General features: G+C 60.2%; 14 protein-coding genes. 6 read left to right on the forward strand and 8 right to left on the reverse strand.

All coding sequences use genetic code 11. The features are described 5' to 3' along the window. Window positions 1-849 precede the first annotated feature (849 nt). Both mgtA and LAO20_13055 read right to left on the reverse strand, forming a co-directional pair. Window positions 850-3,366: a magnesium-translocating P-type ATPase gene (gene mgtA, locus LAO20_13050; protein MBZ5532351.1), complete on the reverse strand. Its 2,517-nt coding sequence runs from the start codon at window positions 3,364-3,366 to the stop codon at window positions 850-852. A gap of 35 nt (window positions 3,367-3,401) precedes the next feature. After that, window positions 3,402-4,310, reverse strand: a complete 909-nt coding sequence (locus tag LAO20_13055; GenBank protein MBZ5532352.1) for a universal stress protein — start codon at window positions 4,308-4,310, stop codon at window positions 3,402-3,404. Window positions 4,311-4,470: 160 nt separating this feature from the next. Between LAO20_13055 and LAO20_13060 the strand changes: the two genes are divergently transcribed. Further along, a complete protein-coding gene (locus LAO20_13060) occupies window positions 4,471-4,728 on the forward strand; it encodes a PGPGW domain-containing protein (protein MBZ5532353.1) in 258 nt (85 codons plus the stop codon). 13 nt (window positions 4,729-4,741) lie between these two features. Here LAO20_13060 and LAO20_13065 read toward each other — a convergent pair whose 3' ends face one another. Further along, window positions 4,742-5,212 (reverse strand): OsmC family protein, encoded by a 471-nt coding sequence (locus tag LAO20_13065; protein MBZ5532354.1) that lies wholly within the window; start codon window positions 5,210-5,212, stop codon window positions 4,742-4,744. A gap of 183 nt (window positions 5,213-5,395) precedes the next feature. Here LAO20_13065 and LAO20_13070 point away from each other — a divergent pair, with 183 nt between their 5' ends. Next, complete coding sequence (locus LAO20_13070) at window positions 5,396-6,022, forward strand: sigma-70 family RNA polymerase sigma factor (GenBank protein ID MBZ5532355.1); 627 nt, start codon at window positions 5,396-5,398, stop codon at window positions 6,020-6,022. A 103-nt stretch (window positions 6,023-6,125) separates the two neighbouring features. Here the strand turns inward: LAO20_13070 and LAO20_13075 are convergent, their stop codons facing one another. From LAO20_13075 to LAO20_13085, 3 genes are read right to left on the reverse strand one after another with little or no spacing between them, the layout of a single operon-like run. Next, complete coding sequence (locus LAO20_13075) at window positions 6,126-6,608, reverse strand: hypothetical protein (GenBank protein ID MBZ5532356.1); 483 nt, start codon at window positions 6,606-6,608, stop codon at window positions 6,126-6,128. A gap of 22 nt (window positions 6,609-6,630) precedes the next feature. Then, complete coding sequence (locus LAO20_13080) at window positions 6,631-7,590, reverse strand: universal stress protein (GenBank protein ID MBZ5532357.1); 960 nt, start codon at window positions 7,588-7,590, stop codon at window positions 6,631-6,633. Window positions 7,591-7,613: 23 nt separating this feature from the next. Continuing rightward, on the reverse strand, window positions 7,614-7,841 hold the full coding sequence (locus LAO20_13085; protein MBZ5532358.1) for a hypothetical protein: 228 nt from the start codon (window positions 7,839-7,841) through the stop codon (window positions 7,614-7,616). Window positions 7,842-7,938: 97 nt separating this feature from the next. Here LAO20_13085 and LAO20_13090 point away from each other — a divergent pair, with 97 nt between their 5' ends. From LAO20_13090 to LAO20_13100, 3 genes are all read left to right on the forward strand, one after another. Next, window positions 7,939-8,934, forward strand: coding sequence for a zinc-dependent alcohol dehydrogenase family protein (locus LAO20_13090; protein ID MBZ5532359.1), 996 nt, complete (start codon window positions 7,939-7,941; stop codon window positions 8,932-8,934). Window positions 8,935-9,132: 198 nt separating this feature from the next. Beyond that, window positions 9,133-9,594, forward strand: a complete 462-nt coding sequence (locus LAO20_13095; GenBank protein ID MBZ5532360.1) for a cytochrome c — start codon at window positions 9,133-9,135, stop codon at window positions 9,592-9,594. Window positions 9,595-9,650: 56 nt separating this feature from the next. Continuing rightward, window positions 9,651-10,628 carry a threonine/serine dehydratase gene (locus tag LAO20_13100; GenBank protein ID MBZ5532361.1) on the forward strand — a complete coding sequence of 326 codons (978 nt, stop codon included), beginning with the start codon at window positions 9,651-9,653 and terminating at the stop codon, window positions 10,626-10,628. A 10-nt stretch (window positions 10,629-10,638) separates the two neighbouring features. Here LAO20_13100 and LAO20_13105 read toward each other — a convergent pair whose 3' ends face one another. Next, window positions 10,639-14,235 (reverse strand): alpha-amylase, encoded by a 3,597-nt coding sequence (locus LAO20_13105; GenBank protein MBZ5532362.1) that lies wholly within the window; start codon window positions 14,233-14,235, stop codon window positions 10,639-10,641. Window positions 14,236-14,360: 125 nt separating this feature from the next. Here LAO20_13105 and LAO20_13110 point away from each other — a divergent pair, with 125 nt between their 5' ends. Further along, the gene (locus tag LAO20_13110; GenBank protein ID MBZ5532363.1) at window positions 14,361-14,834 is read left to right on the forward strand and encodes a bifunctional nuclease family protein; all 474 of its coding nucleotides are present in this window, start codon (window positions 14,361-14,363) and stop codon (window positions 14,832-14,834) included. Between the two features lie 62 nt (window positions 14,835-14,896). On the opposite strand, the gene LAO20_13115 is transcribed toward LAO20_13110, so the two are convergent. Next, the gene (locus LAO20_13115) at window positions 14,897-20,266 is read right to left on the reverse strand and encodes a carboxypeptidase regulatory-like domain-containing protein (GenBank protein MBZ5532364.1); all 5,370 of its coding nucleotides are present in this window, start codon (window positions 20,264-20,266) and stop codon (window positions 14,897-14,899) included. Between the last annotated feature and the right edge of the window lie 497 nt (window positions 20,267-20,763).

Raw genomic sequence — 20,763 nt, forward strand, 5'->3', positions numbered from 1 at the left:
AATGGGTGTTTAGCCCTTTCTCTCGATTGTGTCGCGCCCTCCCCACCCCAACGCACGAAGCGTGCGTCGGGGACCCCGGCTTCGGGGCTCACCATCATACTCTTCGCTTTTCCCGACCTCACGGTCGGGGCTAGGCTGTATCGCGCCTTCGGCGCTTTGGGTAATGCCGAACCGCAGACCCTCGGGTATTTTAGGGAACGGAAGAGATGAGATCCGGTGTGTCGCTCCCTTGTGTCGCGCCCTCCCCACCCCAACGCACGAAGCTTACCCCGACCTCACGGTCGGGGCTAGGCTGTGTCGCGCCTTCGGCGCTTTGAGTAATCTCGCCGGAGAATCCAGAACATGGAATCGGTCGGCAACCGAAAAGAGGCGCAGCCGAAGGCGCAGCGGTCCACTCGCTTCTAGAAAACAGAGACAGTTTTTAGGACGATGAACTATTTCGCGCTTGATATAGCGAATAAAATACGATATGCTAGCGACTAGCGTCTAGCTGCTGGCAACTAGCTTGAAGCAAAACCGCAAGAAAAACCGCGCCGCCCAGGCGGATGCTTGGTTTGAGGCTCTTTGAAAACCAGTGATTTCGCTCAAGAGGACCCAAGCGTCTGTGCCTGAAAGAGTTAGCAGTAGATATTACTACTAAGGCAACAGTTGGGTCACCGTTGGGTCGAATGGAATAAAGCCCTGTGTTTGCAACACGCATCTTAGGGGAGGGGTGGGGGTGGGAGTAACCGAGTGGTGATTGACAAGGTGGTTAATGGATCGCCAAAATCGGAAAAACCCTTAACCGCAGAGGACGCAGAGGTCGCAAAGGAAGACACCGGCAGGAGTGCCGGTGCCACACGGGCATCGTTAGTCCACCTTCTCCCTTCCCATCAACCACCTCTTCGCCACTTCCACCATCGCCAGATACAGAATCGCGGCGATCGCCAGGAAGCCGAAATACATGGCGGGCAGCGGGGTGAAGCCCAGGTCGCGAGCCAGCGGCGTATAAGGAAGGACCATCCCGATGATGACGATGGCCAGCGTGGTGATGGTAAGCGCGCCACTGGGACGGCTACGCAGCGGGTTTCCGGCGGTGCGAATCACGAACAGCACCAGGGTCTGCGTCGCCAGCGATTCGACGAACCATCCGGTATGGAACTCGGCTTCAGGGGCGTGCAGAAAATGCAGAAGCACGTAAAAGGTGAGAAAGTCGAAGAGCGAACTGATGGGCCCGATGAAGATCATGAAGTTGCGGACCAGGCTGATGTCCCAGCGCTGCGGCTTGCGCACGTAACTTTCGTCCACGTTGTCCGTGGGGATAGTGACTTGCGCCATGTCATACATAAAATTGTTGAGCAGGATCTGCGTGGGCAGCATGGGCAGGAACGGCAGAAACAATGACGCGCCGGCCATGCTGAGCATGTTGCCGAAATTGGAACTGGTGCCCATGAGCAGATACTTCATCACGTTGCCGAAAGCTTTGCGGCCTTCCAGGATGCCGTCATGCAGAACGCGAAGGCCGGGCTGCAGCAGGATGATGTCGGCGGCGTCGCGGGCCACGTCCACAGCGGTGGAGACGGAGATGCCGACGTCGGCCGAATGCAGCGAAGGCGCGTCATTGATGCCGTCACCCATGTATCCCACAACGTGGCTGCGGCGCTTGAGCGCCAGGATGATACGGTTCTTCTGCGCCGGCGAAACGCGCGCGAACACCGTAGTCTGCTCCGCAACGTGCGCCAGCGCCAGGTCGGTCATGCGGTCCAGGTCGTCGCCCAGCACGATCTCGCCGGCGTCCACGCCAACTTCTTTGCAGATGTGGCCGGTGACCAGGTCGCTGTCGCCGGTGATGATCTTTACTTCCACGCCGTCGCGTTTCAGGTCGGCGATGGCATCGGCCGCTTCGGTCAACGGCGGATCGCCAAACGCGAGAAAGCCAGCCAGCGTGAGATCGCGTTCGTCAGCGACGGAGTACGCCGCCTCGACCGGCGGTTTGGCATACGCCAAGGCCAGCACGCGGAAACCCTGCCCGCTCAGCGTTTCATAGGTTTTGTGGCAGCCAGCAAGAACAGCTGCGTCAGCGGGAACGGTTTTGCCGCCGATCTCGTACGCTGTAAGCAACGGGAAGATTCCTTCGGGCGACCCTTTGGTGATCAGCAGGCGATCCCCGGCTTGGTCTTTGGTTTGCTCCACGACAATGGACAGGCGCCGCCGCTCAAAGTCGAAAGGAATCTCGTCGCGTTTTTCGTAGCCTGCGGTCCCGGGATCGCCTTTCTGCAGAATCGCCGCATCCAGCGGGCTGCGGATGCCGGTCTCAAATTTGCTGTTGAGATAGGCCAGCAGGAAAGCCCGTTCTGACGGCGCGCCGTTGGGGTCCACGGAACTTTCCAGCACCATGTTGCCGGTGGTAAGAGTTCCAGTCTTGTCGCTGCACAGCACGTCAATGCTGCCGAAGTTCTGGATGGCGGAAAGATGCTTGACGATGACTTTCTTGCGGGCCATCACAACGGCGCCCTTGGCCAGAGTGACGGAGGTGATCATGGGAAGAAATTCCGGCGTAAGGCCAACCGCCAGGGCCACGGCAAACAGCAGCGACTGAAAAGGATTGTGATGAAGAACGATACTGACCACGATCAGGAAAAGCACCAGAAAGATGATGGCGCGCATGATCAACATGCCAAAGCGGCGCAGCCCCTGGTCGAAGGGCGTCTCCGCGGGCCGTTGCGCCAGGCGCTCAGCAATATCGCCGAACGCCGTCCGCGGGCCAGTGGCCACCACCACGGCCGTGGCCGTACCGCTCACAATGGACGTGCCCAGAAAGACCATGTTTCTGGCGTCGGGAGAGGACGATGCCGCGTCGCCGGTGGCGTCCTTCTCAGAAGGAAGGGACTCCCCGGTGAGCGAGGCCTGCTGCGCGTACAAATCGCGCTCTTCCAGGAGCCGGGCGTCGGCGGGAACCAGGTCGCCGGCGGCAAGCCGGATGATGTCGTCGGGCACAACGTCACGCCGCGGGATGTCCTGCCAGCGGCCGTCGCGCAGAACGGTGGCCGTGGGCGCCACCCGCGCGTTCAGGTCCTCAATGGCCCGTTGCGATTTGTAGGTCTGATAGAAGTTTACGGCAATGCCAACCAGCACCATCACTACGATGATGACGGCATCCACCAACTGGCCGAGAAAACCGGACAGCACCGCGGCCAGCAGCAGAATTATGACGAGAGGATTGAGAAACAGGAGCAGCAGCTCAGCGAGCGGAGACCGGCGCAACTGTGGCTTGGGATCGTTCGGCCCAAATTGTTTGAGCCGTTCCGCGGCTTGTTGCGATGTCAGGCCCGGTTTGGGTTGCCCGGACGCCCGGGCCGGCACCGGCATTTCAGAGACTTCTGGCATCCACTCCGCTCAGGAGAGCCGTCAGCCGCAAACTCTCACCGGCAGGTTAGCACAGGACAATGCGCCGCCGATATCACCCGATATGCCACGCTGGACCGCAACTGGAACCCCGGCAAGAACGCGCTCCTGATGCCCAGGGCGATCAGGTCTGTGCTGTGCTTGCGCGCATGCGTCAGGACGGTCTGCACGGTATCGCCAAACTCGATCACAAATTCCGGTTTGACGTCGCCAAAGAGCGGCTGGTACATGTGCATCATGCTTCTGCGCACCGGCTCGGCGAGCATTTTAGCGTCAGGGTTGGTGGCGGCATCTTCCGGCATCACATGCAGAACGGTAACTGTGGCGCCATAAGCCTTGGCGAGCTGCACCACGTACGGCAACGAACGCGTGCTCTCTTCGGACAAATCCGTAGGGACCAGAATGCGCTTGAATCCCAGGTCCGTACGGACCGCCACATCAGGCCCCACGGTCAATACCGGGCAAGTGGCGACGCGGCAGATCTCTTCCACGGCGGAGCCCAGCAGCAAGCGGCGGACCCCGGTTCGGCCATGCGTCCCGGCCACCACCAGGTTGATCTTGTTGTCGGCGATCTCGCGGCTGAGTTCGTCAGCCAGCAGGCCTGAAGGCATCAGCGACTTGGCAGTAATGCCGCCGAGTGTGGGCGAGCCGAGCAGGTTCTTGAGTTCTCGCGCCGAGCTTTCATTCTCCGACTGGTAGAGATAAGGCGCGGCTTCCGGCGCGCCGATCGCCAGTGACGAAGGCGTGATGATGTGACAAACGAACACGCGTGACCCGAATTTGCGGGCCAGGCCGGCGGCCCAGGGCAGCGCTTTCATGGAAAACGCGGAGAAATCGGTGGCCAGCAGAATATTGTCGAATGTTGAAGCCTTGGTGGTTTCAGCCGCTGGAGCCGGGCTGGGGGCGATAACACTGGGAGTGGACATATTCCCTCCTCTCCTATTTAACTTTCAACTGTATCCCCGCCGGTGTCCCATTCGATGTGACTCTAATCACATCTTGCGCGAGAGGCCAAAATAGTGCCGCCCGCAGATTTTGCGAAATCTACAGAGCGAAACCGGCATCTTAACCAATGAGATCTTTCACTTGAAACGCATCGCGCTCATCGTCGTAGGCTGGGGGTTCCTGCTGCTCGGGATCGCCGGCTTGTTTCTCCCAATTCTGCAGGGGATTCTGTTCATTCTGGTCGGCCTGACCATCCTGGCCACCGAGTATCATTGGGCCCGCCGCTGGATTACCAAACTTCGGCAGCGCTACCCGGCAATGGACGGCAAGCTCCGCAAGTTCCTGGGCAAGAAAGCCAAATACATCCCCGGCCATGAACCGGCCGTGGACGATCAATAATTCGCTTGGTCCTTTACCCCGCCAGCGCTGGCTCCAGCGTTATGACTTCTTCAGAGAACGGATTCTGCAGGTCGCGAATGCTATACGTGGTCCGGATCTCAGCGCCGCTTTTCTGGACCATGGCTCCCACCGAACAGTACTTGTTCTCAGACAGGTGGATCGCGTCCTCTACGGCGCGGGCATCAATGTTGCGCCCAGTGACGGTGTGATGGATGTGCACCGTCGTAAACACCTGCGGCGGCGACTGCCGCTGTTCAGCGTCCACGGAAACCTCGTAAGCCGATACATCCTGGTGCTTCTTGTTGGTCAGCACGGTGATGACATCAAACGCGGTGCATCCCGCCAGGGCGCCGGCCAGCAATTCAATGGGCTTGGGGCCGGTGTGTCCAACGGCATCGTCAATGATCAAATGATGCCCTGAGCCAGTTTCCATGGTGAATTGGCGTGTCGCCGGGAAATTGAGCCTTACTTTGGCTTGTACCATTGGCCACCTCCATGAATTCTCTCCAAGGATCGCTCACAACTTGCACGAACACAGTGATTTGGATCACTCACGTCCCAGCTTTTGCGGCCGCGCTCTCATTCAGGCTTGTGACATGCATCACGGACGCCGGGCAGGCGTAGGGCGAATAATCGCTTTTTGAATAGTGGCGAGCAGGAGAACGCGATGCCAAAATGTTTGTCAAACCAGAAAGAGCGGCAGAAGGAACAGCGGGCCATAGTGGGCGCACAGCGGGGTGAGCCGGGCGGCTTCCAATATCTTTACGAGAAGTACAGAACCTATGTTTACAGCCTCTGCCTGCGGATGACGCACGATCCCGCCCTGGCGGAAGACCTCACCCAGGACATCTTTCTCCACGTGTGGCGCAAAATCTCATCGTTCAAAGGGACCGCCCTGTTCCGGACCTGGCTGTATCGCGTTGCGGCCAACATGGTGCTGCTCTATTTCCGCCGCCACAAGATGAACACTTTTTCGCTGGACAATGAAACCCTGGCGTTTACTGAAATCCACATGGCGGAAAGCACTCCTCAGCCGGACATGGAAGAAAACATCTCTCTCCGCCGCACGCTGGGCGAATTGGCGCCGCGTTACCGCCGCGTCCTGATGCTGCACGACGTGCACGGGTACAGGCATGAGGACATCTCCCACCTGCTGGGCATCACTTCCGGGGCCAGCCGTTCTCAGCTGCACAAAGCGCGGGTGAAGCTTCGCGTCGCCTTGGGTCCGCGTACCAAGATCAAAGTAGGGAAACTTCATTCCATTGAGCCGGCGATTGGCGCCGTGGCGGCCTGACTCCGCGACCGCCGGCGCGCACGGGGCTCACTTCCTTTCGACTCAACTTGATCTGAAAATCACGCAGGGGTTCGCACCAAAGCTCCAGGCTTGTCACCCCGGCCTATTCTCCCCAGCTGCTCCCGCTAAAGATCGGGGCGGTAACCGCCGCGCTGCTGCAGTGCAAGACCAGCTTGCCTTCTTCGTAACCGATCTCCAGAGCGAGGGGCCATCCGGCGGCGTTGCAATGGAGACGCAGCGAATTCGGGCCGGCAACTTCGAACACGCGCCGCTTTCCACCTATGTCCACGGCAACGTCAATGGCCGTGACTCCGTTCTTAAGTTCGCGGGCGGCAATTTGTTCCAGTGGGCGTTGCAAACATTCCGCCACGCACAGGCCTTTGCCGGTGTCACGTTCGATGTCCACCACCATGCCACGCAACATTTCCGTGCACCAATGACAGAATTCCTGCCATCGCGCCGCGGCAATCTCGTGCGCGACAATAGGCTCCGGACGAGAAGCCGGTGCAGAGGGGCTTGCCGAGCGGTGTGAGGCTGGAATAAAAACGTCCATTGGCCGTGGGTCCATGAGCTTGGCTGACTTCATAACATTCACCCTTTCAATTTTTCTAGGCCGTGCGTTGGGTCAGGACCGGGCACTCGGCTTCCTGCACCACTTTGTAAGCTACGGTATTGCGGAAATGCGTGCTGGCTTCGCCCGCGTGACGGACCCCCAGCGCCAGCACGTCCGCCTGATGTTCGTGAATGGCATGCAGAATTCTTTCCGCCGGATCGCCAAAATCCACCACCAGCTCGTAGCCGCATCGCGGGTCCATTTCACGGCAGAACAGCTTTTCCATCTGGGTCCGGGCGCGCGCCGCGAGTTCCATGGCCGCGGAACTCAGCGCGTCGCTGGAGGAAATCACGTGCAGTACGACAATCTTGGATTGGTACTCCGCCGCCAACGAAGCCACCAGAGGAAATGCCGCTCGCGATTCCACGGAAAGGTCCGTAGGAAAGACAATCGTCTTGATACCCTGCATATCGGCGAAGCGCGGAGAAAGGTGAGGCCCCACGGTCAGCACCGGGATGTGGAGGCTGCGGAACAATTCTTCGGCAAGTGAGCCCATCAGCAGCCGCATCAGGCCGGAATGGCCATGCGTCCCCACTACGATCAGGTCAATATCGTGTTCGGTGACCATACGCCGCAGTTCTTCCGCGGGATCGCCGGTCTCCACGATCACGGAAGCGGCCACGCCGGCCATCTCTTCGGCGTGGAGAAGTTTGTCCATCGCCTCGCGTGAATCGCGCTCATGCTTGTTGTCCATCACAACAACTGCGTCCGGGGAATACATGGTGTAAGGCAGCGGCGGACGGATGTGCGCCGCAAAGACTTGGGAGTGATAACGGCGGGCGATGGCGGCGACGATGGGCAGCGCCGCGCGGGAAGCCTCAGAGAAATCAATCGCGTACAGGACCCGCTTGATCTGGATGGCAGGGACAATGGGAATCACGGCGGAATGCATGGCATCCTCCAGCACATTCCATGCTCCCGCAAATGACGAGGCCCTGGCAGTGACCAGGCTCACACGTCAAATCTGCAAGGCGGACGTCAGAACGTTTCCAGGAACTGCTGCGGGGAAAGCTTGGGGACCAGGGCAGGCAGGTGATCGTCCAGACTGAAGTGCAGGTCCATCTCCAGGGCGCAGCTTCCGCAAAGCCAGAAGTATTCAATGGACGTGCGCGCGTTCCGCCGCGGTACCGCGAAGAGCTTGCCGTCCCTTAGATAAAGGAAGGGCGCACGACAGCAGGGATTGGCGCACTGTGAGACCACGTTCACCTCGTTGTCCTACCTTAGTCGGCGCCAGCAATTTGTGATGTGATCGTAGTCACACAAGTTATGATCTTTAGCTTGAAGCCTTTTATAGGCCCTGTTTATGAAAGCTCTTGTTTTGAACAGTCCGGCGCCGGTGGAGACCAATCCGTTGGTCCTGCGTGATGTTGCTGTGCCCGTTCCGGGCGAAGGCCAGGTGCTGGTGCGGGTGACCGCTTGCGGCATCTGCCGCACGGACCTGCACGTGGTGGAAGGCGAACTGACGCCCCGCAAGGCTCCCGTCATCCCCGGGCACCAGATCGTGGGGGTCATCGAAGGGTCGGGTAGCGCAAGAGGAAAGTTTCCCCTGGGCGCCCGCGTGGGAATCCCCTGGCTGCACAAAACCTGCGGGACCTGCTTCTACTGCCGCGCTGACCGCGAAAATCTCTGTGACGCCCCCCAGTTCACCGGCTACTCCGCGGATGGCGGTTTCGCCCAATACACGCTGGCCCATGAAGACTTTGTTTACCCGCTACCCACGGGCTTTGACGATCTGCAAGCGGCTCCGCTGTTGTGCGCGGGAATCATCGGCTTCCGTTGCCTGCGCGTCTCCGGCCTGCCCCCGCGCGGCAACCTGGGCATTTACGGATTCGGGGCCGCTGGCCACGTCTGCATACAGGTGGCACGCCATTGGGGCGCGAAGGTCTTTGTTTGCACCCGCGAAGAGAAGCACCGCCGGCTGGCGCTCGAATTGGGCGCCGCCTGGGCCGGAGGGGCCATGGCCGAACCGCCGGAGAAGCTCGACGCCTCCATAATTTTTGCCCCCGCCGGTGAACTGGTGCCTCCCGCGCTGCAAGCCTTGCGCAAGGGCGGCACGCTGGTGCTGGGTGGAATCCACATGAGCCCGGTGCCAAGTTTTCCCTACCAGCTTATCTATCAGGAACGGTCCATCCGCAGCGTGGCCAACAATACCCGCAGTGACGGCCACGACTTTCTGCGCCTGGCGCCGGAGATTCCCATTCACACGGAGACCCAGGTCTTCCCGCTGGAAGCAGCCAACCAGGCGTTGAACGCACTCAAGCACGACGGCATTCGCGGCGCCGCGGTACTTCAAATCTAGTTTTACCGGTAGTCGATAGTTTGAGTTTTCTCACACATCGGTCAATTGGCCACGCTTGTCTCCTAGGTCCTGCACAAAACTATCTGCCTGATCCACGCTGCAAAAAGCGGAAGCCGTTGGTTTCTCTGGTGACGCGCGTCACAGCGCTCTTGGGCAATTTAAGAGGACGATTGCATGTGGGGTGCTAGGAGTAAATCCATGAAGCCGCTCAAGCCCAACGGTTATGTGCTGATATTGTTCGCTGCAATCGTAACAGGCATTTTTCTGGTTGGCGCCGCCCGCCCAAATTTTGACGACCCAGTCAAATCGGCCGCCGACAAGAAAATCGAGAAGCTAATTCCCTCGCTCAACGGCGCGGATTTATACCGCTATCATTGCGCTACTTGCCACGGAGTGGACGGCAGGGGCCACGGCCCAGTGGTTCCGGCCCTGAGCGTGAAAGTTCCTGACCTCACCACCATTGCGAAACGCAACCACGGCGAGTTCCCTGCCGACCGAATCCGCAACATCATTTCCGGCGATGAGGTTTTCTTCGCGCATGGCTCTCGCGACATGCCCATCTGGGGCCCAATTTTCCACCAGATTGAGAATGATCGCGACTACGGCAACATCAGGCTGCAGAACGTCACCGAACATTTGCGGTCTATCCAGCAAAAGTAGCGCCGTCGCGTGGCACAATGAAGGGCGTGAATCCCCCAGGAGATCAGCAACCTCTCATGCCCGCAGCTTCTTCCTCTGCGGCGGACGAACTCGCCCGCATGGTGACCGCCGCGCACGCGAGAATCCGTTCTTCTGTTCTGGAGACGCCCGCTGAACTGGTTTCCGATCTGTTTCCGGGAAAGCTCGCCCATGTCTATTTCAAACGTGAAGACCTGCAGGACACCGGCTCGTTCAAACTTCGCGGCGCGACCAACAAAATTCTCTCGCTAACCGCGCAGCAGTCAGCCCGCGGGGTGATCGCCGCTTCCAACGGCAACCATGGGTTGGGCGTGGCCGCGGCTGCCAGGCGCGCGGGCGTCACGGCTGAAGTCTACGTCTCCGCGCAAGTCTCGCCGGCCAAGGCCCAGCGCATTGAGCAACTCGGCGCGACCATTCAACGTGCTGGATCGAATCCGCTCGACGCCGAACTCGCCGCACGCGCGGCCGCGGAGCAATCCGGTAAAGTCTTTATCTCACCGTATAACGACCTGGAAGTCATGGCCGGCCAGGGCACGATTGCCGTGGAACTGTTGAACCAGGTGCCCGACATGGACGCAATCTTTGTCGCCGTGGGCGGAGGCGGATTGATTGGCGGCATCGGAGCTTTTCTGAAGCACGCATCGCCGAAGATCGAAGTCGTGGGCTGCTGGCCGCAGAATTCGCGCGTGCTCTACGAGTCCATCAAGGCCGGCCGAATCCTGGATGTCCCCGAAGACTACACTCTGTCTGAGAGTACGGCAGGCGGCTTGGAGCCGGGTTCGGTTACGCTCGGCGTCTGCCGCAACGTGATTGACCGCTCGGTGCTGGTTTCCGAGGATGAAATTCTCGCGACAATTCGCCGCGTGCGCGATGCTCAAGGCTGGATCATGGAGGGCGCCGCTGCGGTGGCGGTGGCAGCGTTTGAGAAGGAAGCCGGCCGCTATGCGGGCAAGACCGTGGTGGTGGTGATCTGCGGCGGCAACGTCTCGCCTGAGGTTGCCAAGAAAATCGGATAGAGCTGCGTCCTTACGGCTTCCCTCCCGGTTCGGGCACTTGAACATTCACAGCGACCGGCGGCGCAGATTCTTCCAACGCTTCCACGCGATATCCGGCTGCGGATATCCGGGTTAGAAGCGCGCTGATCTCGCTCTGCAACCCGGTCAAAGGCTTGGGGTCCGGCAGTTGCCGGCCGGACAGATCGAGAAGCGTGCGCAATGACATCCACCACAGCAGCCGCTCGAAGTGTTCCTTCACCAGGTACGCCGAACCTTCAAACTGATGCACGCCCATGGCCCAGGCAACGTCAGGATCGCGAATCCATTTCCACGCGGCCGTAGTGTCCGTAGCGTGGGCAAATGAAGCGCGCAGCCGAGCCGCGGCCCGCCAGTGCGAGTCGCCTTCCATGCCGCACGCCGCAAAAGCTTCAGCCAGCGGCTCGCGCAGACGCATGGCGTCGAAAAGTTGCGTGGCGGCAGCTTCAGGCGCCGACGCATCCCGCAGAGAGCCGATCGCTTCCACCGCGCACCACGCCAGCACGGAAGCCCACAATGCAGGCGAAGGCTTTTCCACGGGAAGCACCGCGACAGCTTCCGCGGGCCACGGACTGGCGGCCTTAGAGCACAGCGCCGGCAATTTCTGCGCCGCCCTGATTCTTGCGGCCAGCAATTCCTGCGCAGCGTTGGCGTCCGGACGCCATCCCGGCGGCGCATGGATTCCCGCGGCCCCGCCGGCGCCACTGGCAACATAGTTTTGCACTTCCGACAGCACGACAGCCATTCGTTCGCGAATCACCGCCAACGCCTTTTCCCGCGACCCGCCATCAGAAGCTGTTTCGACCGCCAGCTGCGGCGGGCTCCCGGCAGTTCTTTCCTCCACATGCGCAGACGTCGCCAACAACGCCAAGACGTCTGAATCCAGCAGCGCCCGCAATGCAAGGTGCACCGGTTGGAGTTGAAGACTCCGCAGCGCGTCTTCCAGGCTGGCCACGCCGTGGCCCGCAAGGGCATCGCAGAGCCGCCCCCAGGGATGCGCACTGTCTTCGCGCAAGTCACGCCAGTCGAGAAAAACGTGGCACTGATACGCGTGCAACTCCAGGCTTAGCCCGCGTCCGGCCAGATCGCGTGCGCGATAGAGGAACTCCAGACCGCTCAGGGCGTCGCGGCACGCAGCGAACATCGCGCGGTCATCGGACAAACCAAACGACTCGGCCAGCGTCTTCTGCTTCAGCGGCTTGCTGCCGTCCGCCTGCTTCTCCGCGTACGAACAAGAGATGCGCACCCAGCCGCGGGCGCTGGAATAACGATTGTTGAACACCACCAGAGCGCGCTCACTGCCAAAGCGGTTGGTGTAGGCGAACACGTCTTCATTCACCGTACCCTGGTCGGTGAAAAAATCGTAGAGCAGAAAATTTTCCACCTCGGCAAATTGATAACGCCGCCGCAACAGCGGCGAGATTTCCCGCTCATGGCGCGCCACCAGCCAGGAGTCTGGCGCTTCGTCGTGGTAGGCGCGGCGATATTCCATCCCGTAGCGCTCAGTGTAGCCTTCAATTTGACCGTGGCCGAACATAGGCAGGCCGGGCAGAGTTGCCATCAGCGTGCACACGCCGAAATATTTGTCGCCTTTGCCGAACTGGTCCACCGCGGTGCGCTCGTCAGGATTGTTCATGAAGTTGACGTAGCGCTTGAGCACGTCAGGATCAAAGCTGAGCGTGTTCTTGATGACCGCGCGGTAGTTGGCGTTCTCTTCGTCGCGCATCATGTTCATAAAAGCGCTGTTGTAAACGCGATGCATGCCCAGCGTCCGCACGAAGTAGCCCTCCATCAGCCAGAAAGCTTCGGCCAGCAGCAGCGTGCTGGGGGCTTCCGCTGCCACGCGGTCCACCACCTCACGCCAGAACTCGAGCGGCATGGCGGCATCAAACTGCGCTTTGGTCAGCCCGTGCTCCGCGCGCGAAGGGATGGCGCCGCCCATTCCCGGCTCGGGAAACCACAAGCGCTGGTAGTGGCGCTTGGCCAAGGTCATGGCGGCATCAAAGCGGATGATGGGGAACTTGCGCGCCACGTGCAAAATGGCCTGGATCACCGCTTCGCGCACTTCAGATTTCAGGTAATTCAACTGTGCGGTGTCATTCCAGGGATAGCTGGTGCCGTCATTGCCGTGATAGATGTAGCGTGTGTCGCCGGTCGCGCGGTCCACGCGGCGGAAGACAACGGCGGCATCCGTCTTATCGAAGTAATGGTCTTCTATCTTTATTTCTACGCGATCGTCGGTGGAGACGTCCGGCCCGGTAAAACTGTACGCGGGATAAGGAGCGTGCGGCAGGGACAGGAACCAGTCAGGATGCTCAACCACCCATCGCGAATCAATGCCCATATGGTTCGGGACCATATCACTGGCCAGGCGGATGCCGCGGGCCCACGCGCGATTGCGCAAATCGTTGTAAGCCCGCTCGCCGCCCAGGTCGTCCGCGATGATGTAATCGTGCAGCGAGTACGCGGATGCAGCGGCCTCAGGATTGCCGCACAACTGCTTGATCTTCTGCGACGCGTGGCTGCGCTCCCACAAGCCGATCAGCCACAGCCCGTTGAAACCGCGGCGGGCCATTACGTCCAGCTCTTCATCGGGGACCTGGTCCAGCGTGCGGATAGGGCGTTTGTAGGTCTTGGCCAACTGGTCTAGCCACACATAAGCGCTCTTGGCCATCATGACCGTGCGCGGCATCCACTCCAGGTCAGGGCTGAAGCGTTCGTACTCGTGTTCCTGCTGCCGGAACTGCGGGACCGCGGCCACGCTGGAGTCGCCCCAGGTTTGCGCATCGCCAAAGTGCTGTGCCGGCGGATGGAAGCGCATCCACACCGCTGTCTGTTCTTCTTTGAGCACGTCCAGCGCGGTGAGCATGCGCTGGACCAAATCGCCCAGGATGATGGGCCATTTTTCGCGAATGAAAACCAGTTGTCCGTCCAGCGAATCCGGCGACGCCAGCGCCGGGGCGCGCAACATGTCCACCAGGTTCTGGTTCTCCGGGCCGAAGCGGGGACGCGTGGAAAAATATTCGCGCCACGCATTGGCCACCTGCGGATAGGCGGTGGTGCGGGAAAGATCGCCATCATCAAATAATTCCCGGAAGGGGCGAAACGCCGGATTCACATTGGCCAGCCACAGCAGCAACAATTCTTCCAGCGCCACGGCGCGGTGCGTGACGCCTTGCGTGGATCCGGCCAGCCAATGATCAGCTCGCAGTTCTCCGCGATAGACCGCGGCCACGGGAAAGCTTTCAGCAAAGCCTAGCAGCACACGGTCCAGTGCATCGCCGCCTAAGCGCGCGGCAAACCAATCCAGGGCATCGAGTATCACGCGGGGATCAAGCTGTTCGCGGAACTGCGCCACTACCGCGTGCAGAGCCTCATCAATCAGGCCCATGGCATTCAACTGTCCGGGATGGACCGCGCGCTCCGGATGGTTGGCCGCATCGCGGACAGTGTTCATGCGCTGGCTGAGGTCGCGGGCGGCCGTCAAGTTGGCAAATACTACGTTGCCGCTGAACGCAAACAGAACGTCCTCAAGAAGGTAGCGGTCGCGCGCCTGCCGCGAGATGTGGAATTCAAACAAGACCGGGCAAATGCCCCCTCTTCACTATATCAATGGCCACGGGGATTGTCGGGAGATGTTTGCTGCGGCGCACATGGCTCTGGCCTGCATCAGCCGGGCGCATTTTGCTGTGTTATAGTACGTTCAGGAAAAGGCCATTGGAAATTGAAATGCGAATTCGCGGCCTGATGGTGGATGGCGCTACCAACTCGCCCATTGTTCTGCTGGAAGACTTGGCGAGCAACCGCGTACTGCCCATCTGGGTGGGCCCTTATGAAGCCCAGGCCATTGCTTTTGAAATTGAAAAGCACGCGCCGCCCCGGCCCATGACCCACGATCTGATCAAAAATCTTTTGCTCGGGTTGAACATGCCGCTGCGCAAAGTTGTGGTCAGTGAGTTGAAGGACGATACGTTTCACGCCGTCCTCTGGCTGGACAATCACGGCGAGTTCATCGCCATGGATTCCCGCACCAGTGACGCTCTGGCCCTCGCGCTTCGCCTTGACTGCCCAATCTTTGTCGAAGAAAGCGTTTTGAAATCAGCATCGGTTTCCCGCTCAGAACGTGAAGAGGAGATTCGGCGCTGGCTCGGCGGCCTCAGTGACGAAGACTTCGGCCGTTATCGCATGTAACAGCCCGCCTTCGCGCACCAGCCAAATCTCAACTTCACGTCCTTCAACATCTGCAGCTTCGGTTACCGCTGCCGGACCTCCATTTGCACCGGCCGCGCTACCGAGTTCACGTCGGGATCGTAGTATTCATAGACGCGCGACTGAAACGTGCGGGCGCGTATCGGATACTTGGCGCGCAAGCGGAAGCGCAGTGTGACCGTGTCATGCGGGGCGAAGGAGTCGAAGTAGAGAATCGCCTGCGTTGCGGTCTGGGTGAATTTTTCCAGACGGCCGCTCTTCAATCCCGCGCTCGTCTCCTGGTATGCCTGCAGGTCTTCGCTGAGCAGATCAAAGCCCGGCGGAATTCCCAGATCAACCATCACCATATTGGCTGGCTTGCCCAGGTTGTTTTTGATGGTGGCCGTGGCCGTGGCGATGTCATCCTGCGCAAGCCGCGTGCGATCGTACGCAACTTCAATGGAGAGCGGCTCGCTGTCAGGCTGCTTGTCCCAAGGCAGGAAGTAGCGACCGACCACCTGGTACGCCAAGCCACCTTTGCCCTCAAACCGGACTTCCACCGTGTTCGCGCCACTGGACTCTCCCTTAAAGGCGAACTGGTGGAGTAGATCGTTGTTCTCCGGCGTCAGCGTGAGTTTCTGCACCGGCTTGCCGTTGAGCAACACTTCCAGCGTTCCGCGAACGTCGGCCGCACCCTTCTCCGTCGCCAGTAGCAGCGCCCGCAGCGCCATGATGGTTGCTTGCGTTGTGCCCCACGTGCCTGAAGCATCTTTCTTCGCGGCAATGTACGCAAGGGCCTTGCGGGCGGTGTTTGAAGATTGTCCCCACTTGAGCAAGGCCTGCACGGCCAAGCCGGTGGTCTCCACGCTGGCGCTGGCGCCGGTCGCGTACACGCCGGTTTCTTCTGACGTCCACCAGGCTTGCTCGTCTTTCTCCGTGCGCGCGTCCAGCAGGAGTTGCATGGCCTGGCGCGTGAAGTCGCGGTCTTTGCCGTAGTCGGCGGCAAAGTTGGCGACCACAGCCAGCGTATAGGAATCCGGCTTGGCTTTGGATCCCATATTGTTGGCGATGAACTGCTTGGCTTTCTCCACCGCCGGACCCTGGAACCCGGTGTTCTCCAGCGACCACGCGATGTAGGCGGTGATGCGCAACACATCATTGTTATAACGGTTTGTCGCGCCTTCATTGATGAACTGCGTGTCCGGCTTCCAACTGCCGTCAGCCTGCTGCTGGGCGGCCAGCCATTGCTGCGTTCGCGGTATCAGCTTGGGGTCAACGTCATGCACCTTGGACATGTCAGAGAATTCCATCAAGCCATATGACGTAAGGATTTTGTTGGCGGGCGCATTGCCAAACCATGAGAACCCGCCGCCGGCCACTTCAAAGGTCAGCAGGCGCTGGTACCCATTGGCGATGAACCCTTCGGCTTTCGCATGCACTTCAGGCGTCAACTTCTTGGTGCGCTTCATGTAGTCGAGCGCCAGCACGTTGGGATAGGTGCTGGACGAAGTCTGCTCGAAGCAGCCACCCGGCATGCGCAGCAGGCTGTCCATGCCTTCGATCACCTGGCTGAGCGGCCCCGGATACAGCCGGACAAAGATCTTGCTGGCGTCCGGGACGGATGTTGCGGGGAAATTCACTTCATGCCGAACAGATGTTTCCAGACGCCCGTTGAAGACCAGGTTCTGCTCGCGGCCGTTGGGAATGATTTCAATCTCGCGCACCACGATGTCCGCGCGGCCTGCGCCGCCTTTCATGCGGGCGGAGAGCGTCAGCTTGAACTTGCCAATGCGCTTGGCTTCCAGCGTGAACTGCGATCCGCCCACGCGATCAGACTCCACCGCAACGTTCTTCTCCGCTACGTCATCTACCAGACCAAACCAGTCATCGGCTTGCAGTTGCAAGTGGACGTCACCGCGCGCGCCTGAGTAGTTGTACACGGCCACGGGTATCGAAACGCGGTCGCCCTGGGTGAGCGTGACCGGCAGGTCCAGGTCAACGAAGAAATCCTGGAACACCTTGATGCTGGAGGTGGCGCTGCCCAGCGCGCCGTGCTGCGTGGACGCGATCATCGCCATGCGCCAGGTGGTGATGGAGTCTGCCATGGGTATCACGATGCTGGCGCGGCCGTCGTCATCCGTGATGATTTCCGGATTGATGTACAGCGCCTCTGGGAAGTACGAACGCGCGCGCGCGCCGCCCGAGGCGGGTTCATCCTTGGCGACCGTCACAGTACTAACCGCCGCGTTGACCGCGACCTGCTCACGGGGAGCGTTTGCCGCCATGGGGGCCGGCATGGCCTTCATGACCGCGAAATCCATGCGATCACGCTCTCCTCCTCCTCTTGCGTCAAACACGCCGCCAAACCCGCGGCCGTTGCCCGGCCTGATCTCGGTGAGCATCCCCATTTCCTTGTTGACCGTCACCGCGATCCCGTCACTTTCCTGACGGATGCAGACAGCCAGCACAGCGCGGTCACGCGCTTCGAGCTTGAAATTCTTCGTCACGGTTCCCGACGGCGAAACTACTTCCACCTGATACTCGCCGGGCGGCAACCCCGTCACCGAGAAACGCCCTTCCGCATTGGCAAAGGCCATACGGATTCTGCCGGTGGCGCCTTCGCGGACTTTGACACCGGCCCTTTCCAATGCGCCTCCCCACTGGTCAACCGCTGTGCCGGAAATTTCTGCGCGGCCATTGAACGGGCCCCGATCATGCTCAATGTTCAGGTCCATCGCGCTGGCGCCTGAGCTCTTATGTCCCACCACTTTCCTGCGGCGGACCTCCAGGTACATCCCAAAATCATCTCCCGTGTCGAATTGTTTGTCCGGACCTGCGCTGCGCGCGGTGAAATAGCTTTCCCGTGCCCAGGAAACAGGCTCGATGCGCACTGGTGTGTTCCATGCGTCGCGCAGTTCTGCGCCACCGCTGCGGGCGACTGAGTTGATGATCTTGGCCGTATCTTTCTCGCCGGGATTGGCGGCATACGCCCGGCTGAAGCTTTCGGTAAGCTGGCCCATCTGCGCGATGAAGCGCTTCTGGTAGCGCTGGGCATACTCCGCGTACTTGGTCTGGGGCACGCTCCGGCCAAACTCGGTTTCAAACTTGTTGGCAGAAACGATTTCCGTGGCGGAGAACAGCGCGCGGGCGGCACGGTCATGCTGGTCAGCTTTTTCCTTTTCCACCGGCTCCACGATCTCCGACATGCCAATGGAGTGGATCTCATAGCGCGGTTTCAATACTTCCTGTTCCAGATAAAAGAACACTTTGGCGAAACCCGGCTGCTTTTCCGCCAGCGCGAACACGGCTTCATCCACCACCTGCAATCCCAGCGCCGCATGGACGCCTTCCCCTTTCGCATTGGTTACGCGGAAGCGAATGCGAGCGTCCGCACCCGGCTTGTAGACCGGAGCATCGGACACGGCTTCAATCTTCAGTTCGTCCGCGGGTTGCACGAACACCAGCCGGTGGTCGCCCACGGGGCGCGCGTCGCGGCCAAAGAGGTAAGCGCTGAAGTCCACCGTGCCGGCCATCTCCGGCGTCGCCGCCAGCGTGAGCTCGGCCTGGCCGTTTTCAATGTCCAGGTCGCGAGTGAGTACGGTTTGCCCGTCTTTCACAATGTCCACGTAGGCCGTGCCGCGCTTTTTGGTGGAAAAGACCTTGAGATCAATACGGTCGCCGGCGCGATAGACCGCGCGCTCCGTACGCAAGAGAATCTGGTCTTCGCCCGTGCGGGTCTGCAGCGCGACTTTGCTCTGCGCCTGGTTCCCTTCCTTGTCCGATGCTTCCACTTCGATCTTGTCCGTTCCCGCGCCGGGTGTAATGCGGACCACCGCAACTCCGCCTTCGTCCGTGGTTGCGCGCACGCTGACGTTCCCCGCCGCATGGACTCTCACGTCAGCGACGGCGGGCGTGCCGTCAGCATAAGAAGTAAGGATGAAAACCTGGTTTTCCAGGTTGGGAACCAGCGTTCCGCCTTCGGGAATCGCCGTGACCAGCAAAGGCGAGTCGCTCACCGTGATGGGTTCGCCGCGGCTCTCCGAGTGGGCCGCTGAGTCCTTCACCGTGGCTTCCACCAGCACGCGCGCCAGACCGTTGTTGAGCGGGCGTCCGGCAAAATAGCTAGGCAGCCGCAGGTCGAAATGGTATGCGCCCTCGGCATCGGTCTTGCCCTGCACGGACCCGACTTCGAACTGCGCAACGTCCATGCCGGAGGCTTTCACCGTGACTTCAGCGCCATCCACCGGCTTGCCAAAGAAGTAGTTGGCGCGAACGGTCCCGGTCACGTGGTCGCCGGGACGGTAGCCGCGCTTGGCTTTCTTGTCCTTACCGGCGGAATCTTTGCCGCCGAAGTCAATTGCCACTTTGAATTTCGGAAGAACGTATTTCTCAACGTTGATGGCGATCTCCGCCGTGTTCGCGGGACCGGCTTCCGATTCGCCCATGATGGCGCGGAGATGATAAGTCCCCAGGTTGACTTCGTCGGCCAGCGCGAACTCCGCCGATGCAACGCCAAACTTGCTGGTCGCTGTGGCTTTCTTGAAGACCTTGTTGCCGCGAGAATCTTCCACCTCAAAGGTCAGTTTGCGCGTGGCCGCAGCGTCATGATTGCTCCGGTCCAGCGCCAGCGCGCGCGCGTGGATGATCTGGCCCGGCTGGTAGATGGGCTTTTCCGTGGTGAGAAGAATTGAAACCTTATCTTCCAGACGCACCTGCTGGGTGAATTCGGTGGAACCGATCGGGGTGTCCACGGCGTAGCGCAGTTGGTAGGTGCCGACGAGTCCGGCGGGAAAACGGAATTGTGCTTCCGTGGTCCCGCGCCGGTTCAGCGGCCCGGTAAAGAGCACTTGCGGTTTCTGCGAGGACGCGAGCAACTCAACCCGCACCGCGCCCCGGCCGCCGATGAGTTCATTCTTCGAATCGGTAACAATGACGCGCACCGCCGCCGGGCCCCCGGTCAAGTAAGACTGCTGGCCAAGAATGTGGACCACCGGCGTCCTCAGGATTTGCGAAATGGACTCGGTGCCTTCCATCGTCGCAGTTTGCTTGTTGTCGCTGCCGTCAGTGTAGGTAAAGCTGTAGCGCATGCGGTCCCAGACCAGATCATCCAGAGGCAGAGGCTTCTCCAGCTTGATCTCCTGCTGCCAGCGTCCCTTGCCTTCGAAGACTTCCACGCTGCGCTCGGCGCGTCCCAGCACGGCGTCTTCGGGGTCCAGGACTTCCAGCGTCAGCCGGCCGGCGCCGGGGTGCGCGGCCTGGTAAGGAATGGTCACGCGCAGAATGCCGTGCGAGTAGGTGGCCACGGCGGAGGGGCCGCTGGCTGCGTAAAAAGGCTCCACCAGCATGAAGGCCGCGGCCGTGGCGGCGATGATGATCACTGCGGTCAAAGGAAGCCAAAAACTTGTTGAGCGTTTGCGTTGTTCGGTCACTTTCATCTGTCATCTCCACTGACGCTGCTTGCTTGAACTCGTGTGGAGAACGTGGCGATGAAGGCTTCTTGCGGGCACGTGCACGCAGTCCAACGCAAATAAATAAATTAATTCGGCGGAACTTTTTTCGCGTGTCGGGATTGTGAATTCGGCGGGTTTGTATCCGCTACAAGCATCATGGGAAATGCGCCTTGACGCCGCGTCGTCTCGAGTGACGGATGTTCGGTTCCACGACATCATTCTCCACGACCGGGTTGCGAGAGTTGGATTGTCAAAGGAACACGTCCCGCTGCGGAGTCAGCGACGGCTTGGAGCGCTTGGTCGAATCGTGTAAGGGCTCTTCCTTAATCTCTTACTTTTACAAGAGAAGTTGCGTCAACAGAATGAAGAGTTTGAGGCGGCTCCAGAGGCGACAATAGGGCCCTCGCATTAATTGCGGCTTAATCTGGTTCTAATCTGCTGCTGCGATCCTTATGCATCTGCCAGACACCGGCGAAAGCTGT

This window comes from Terriglobia bacterium (assembly GCA_020072815.1).
GTDB lineage: Bacteria > Acidobacteriota > Terriglobia > Terriglobales > Acidobacteriaceae > Angelobacter.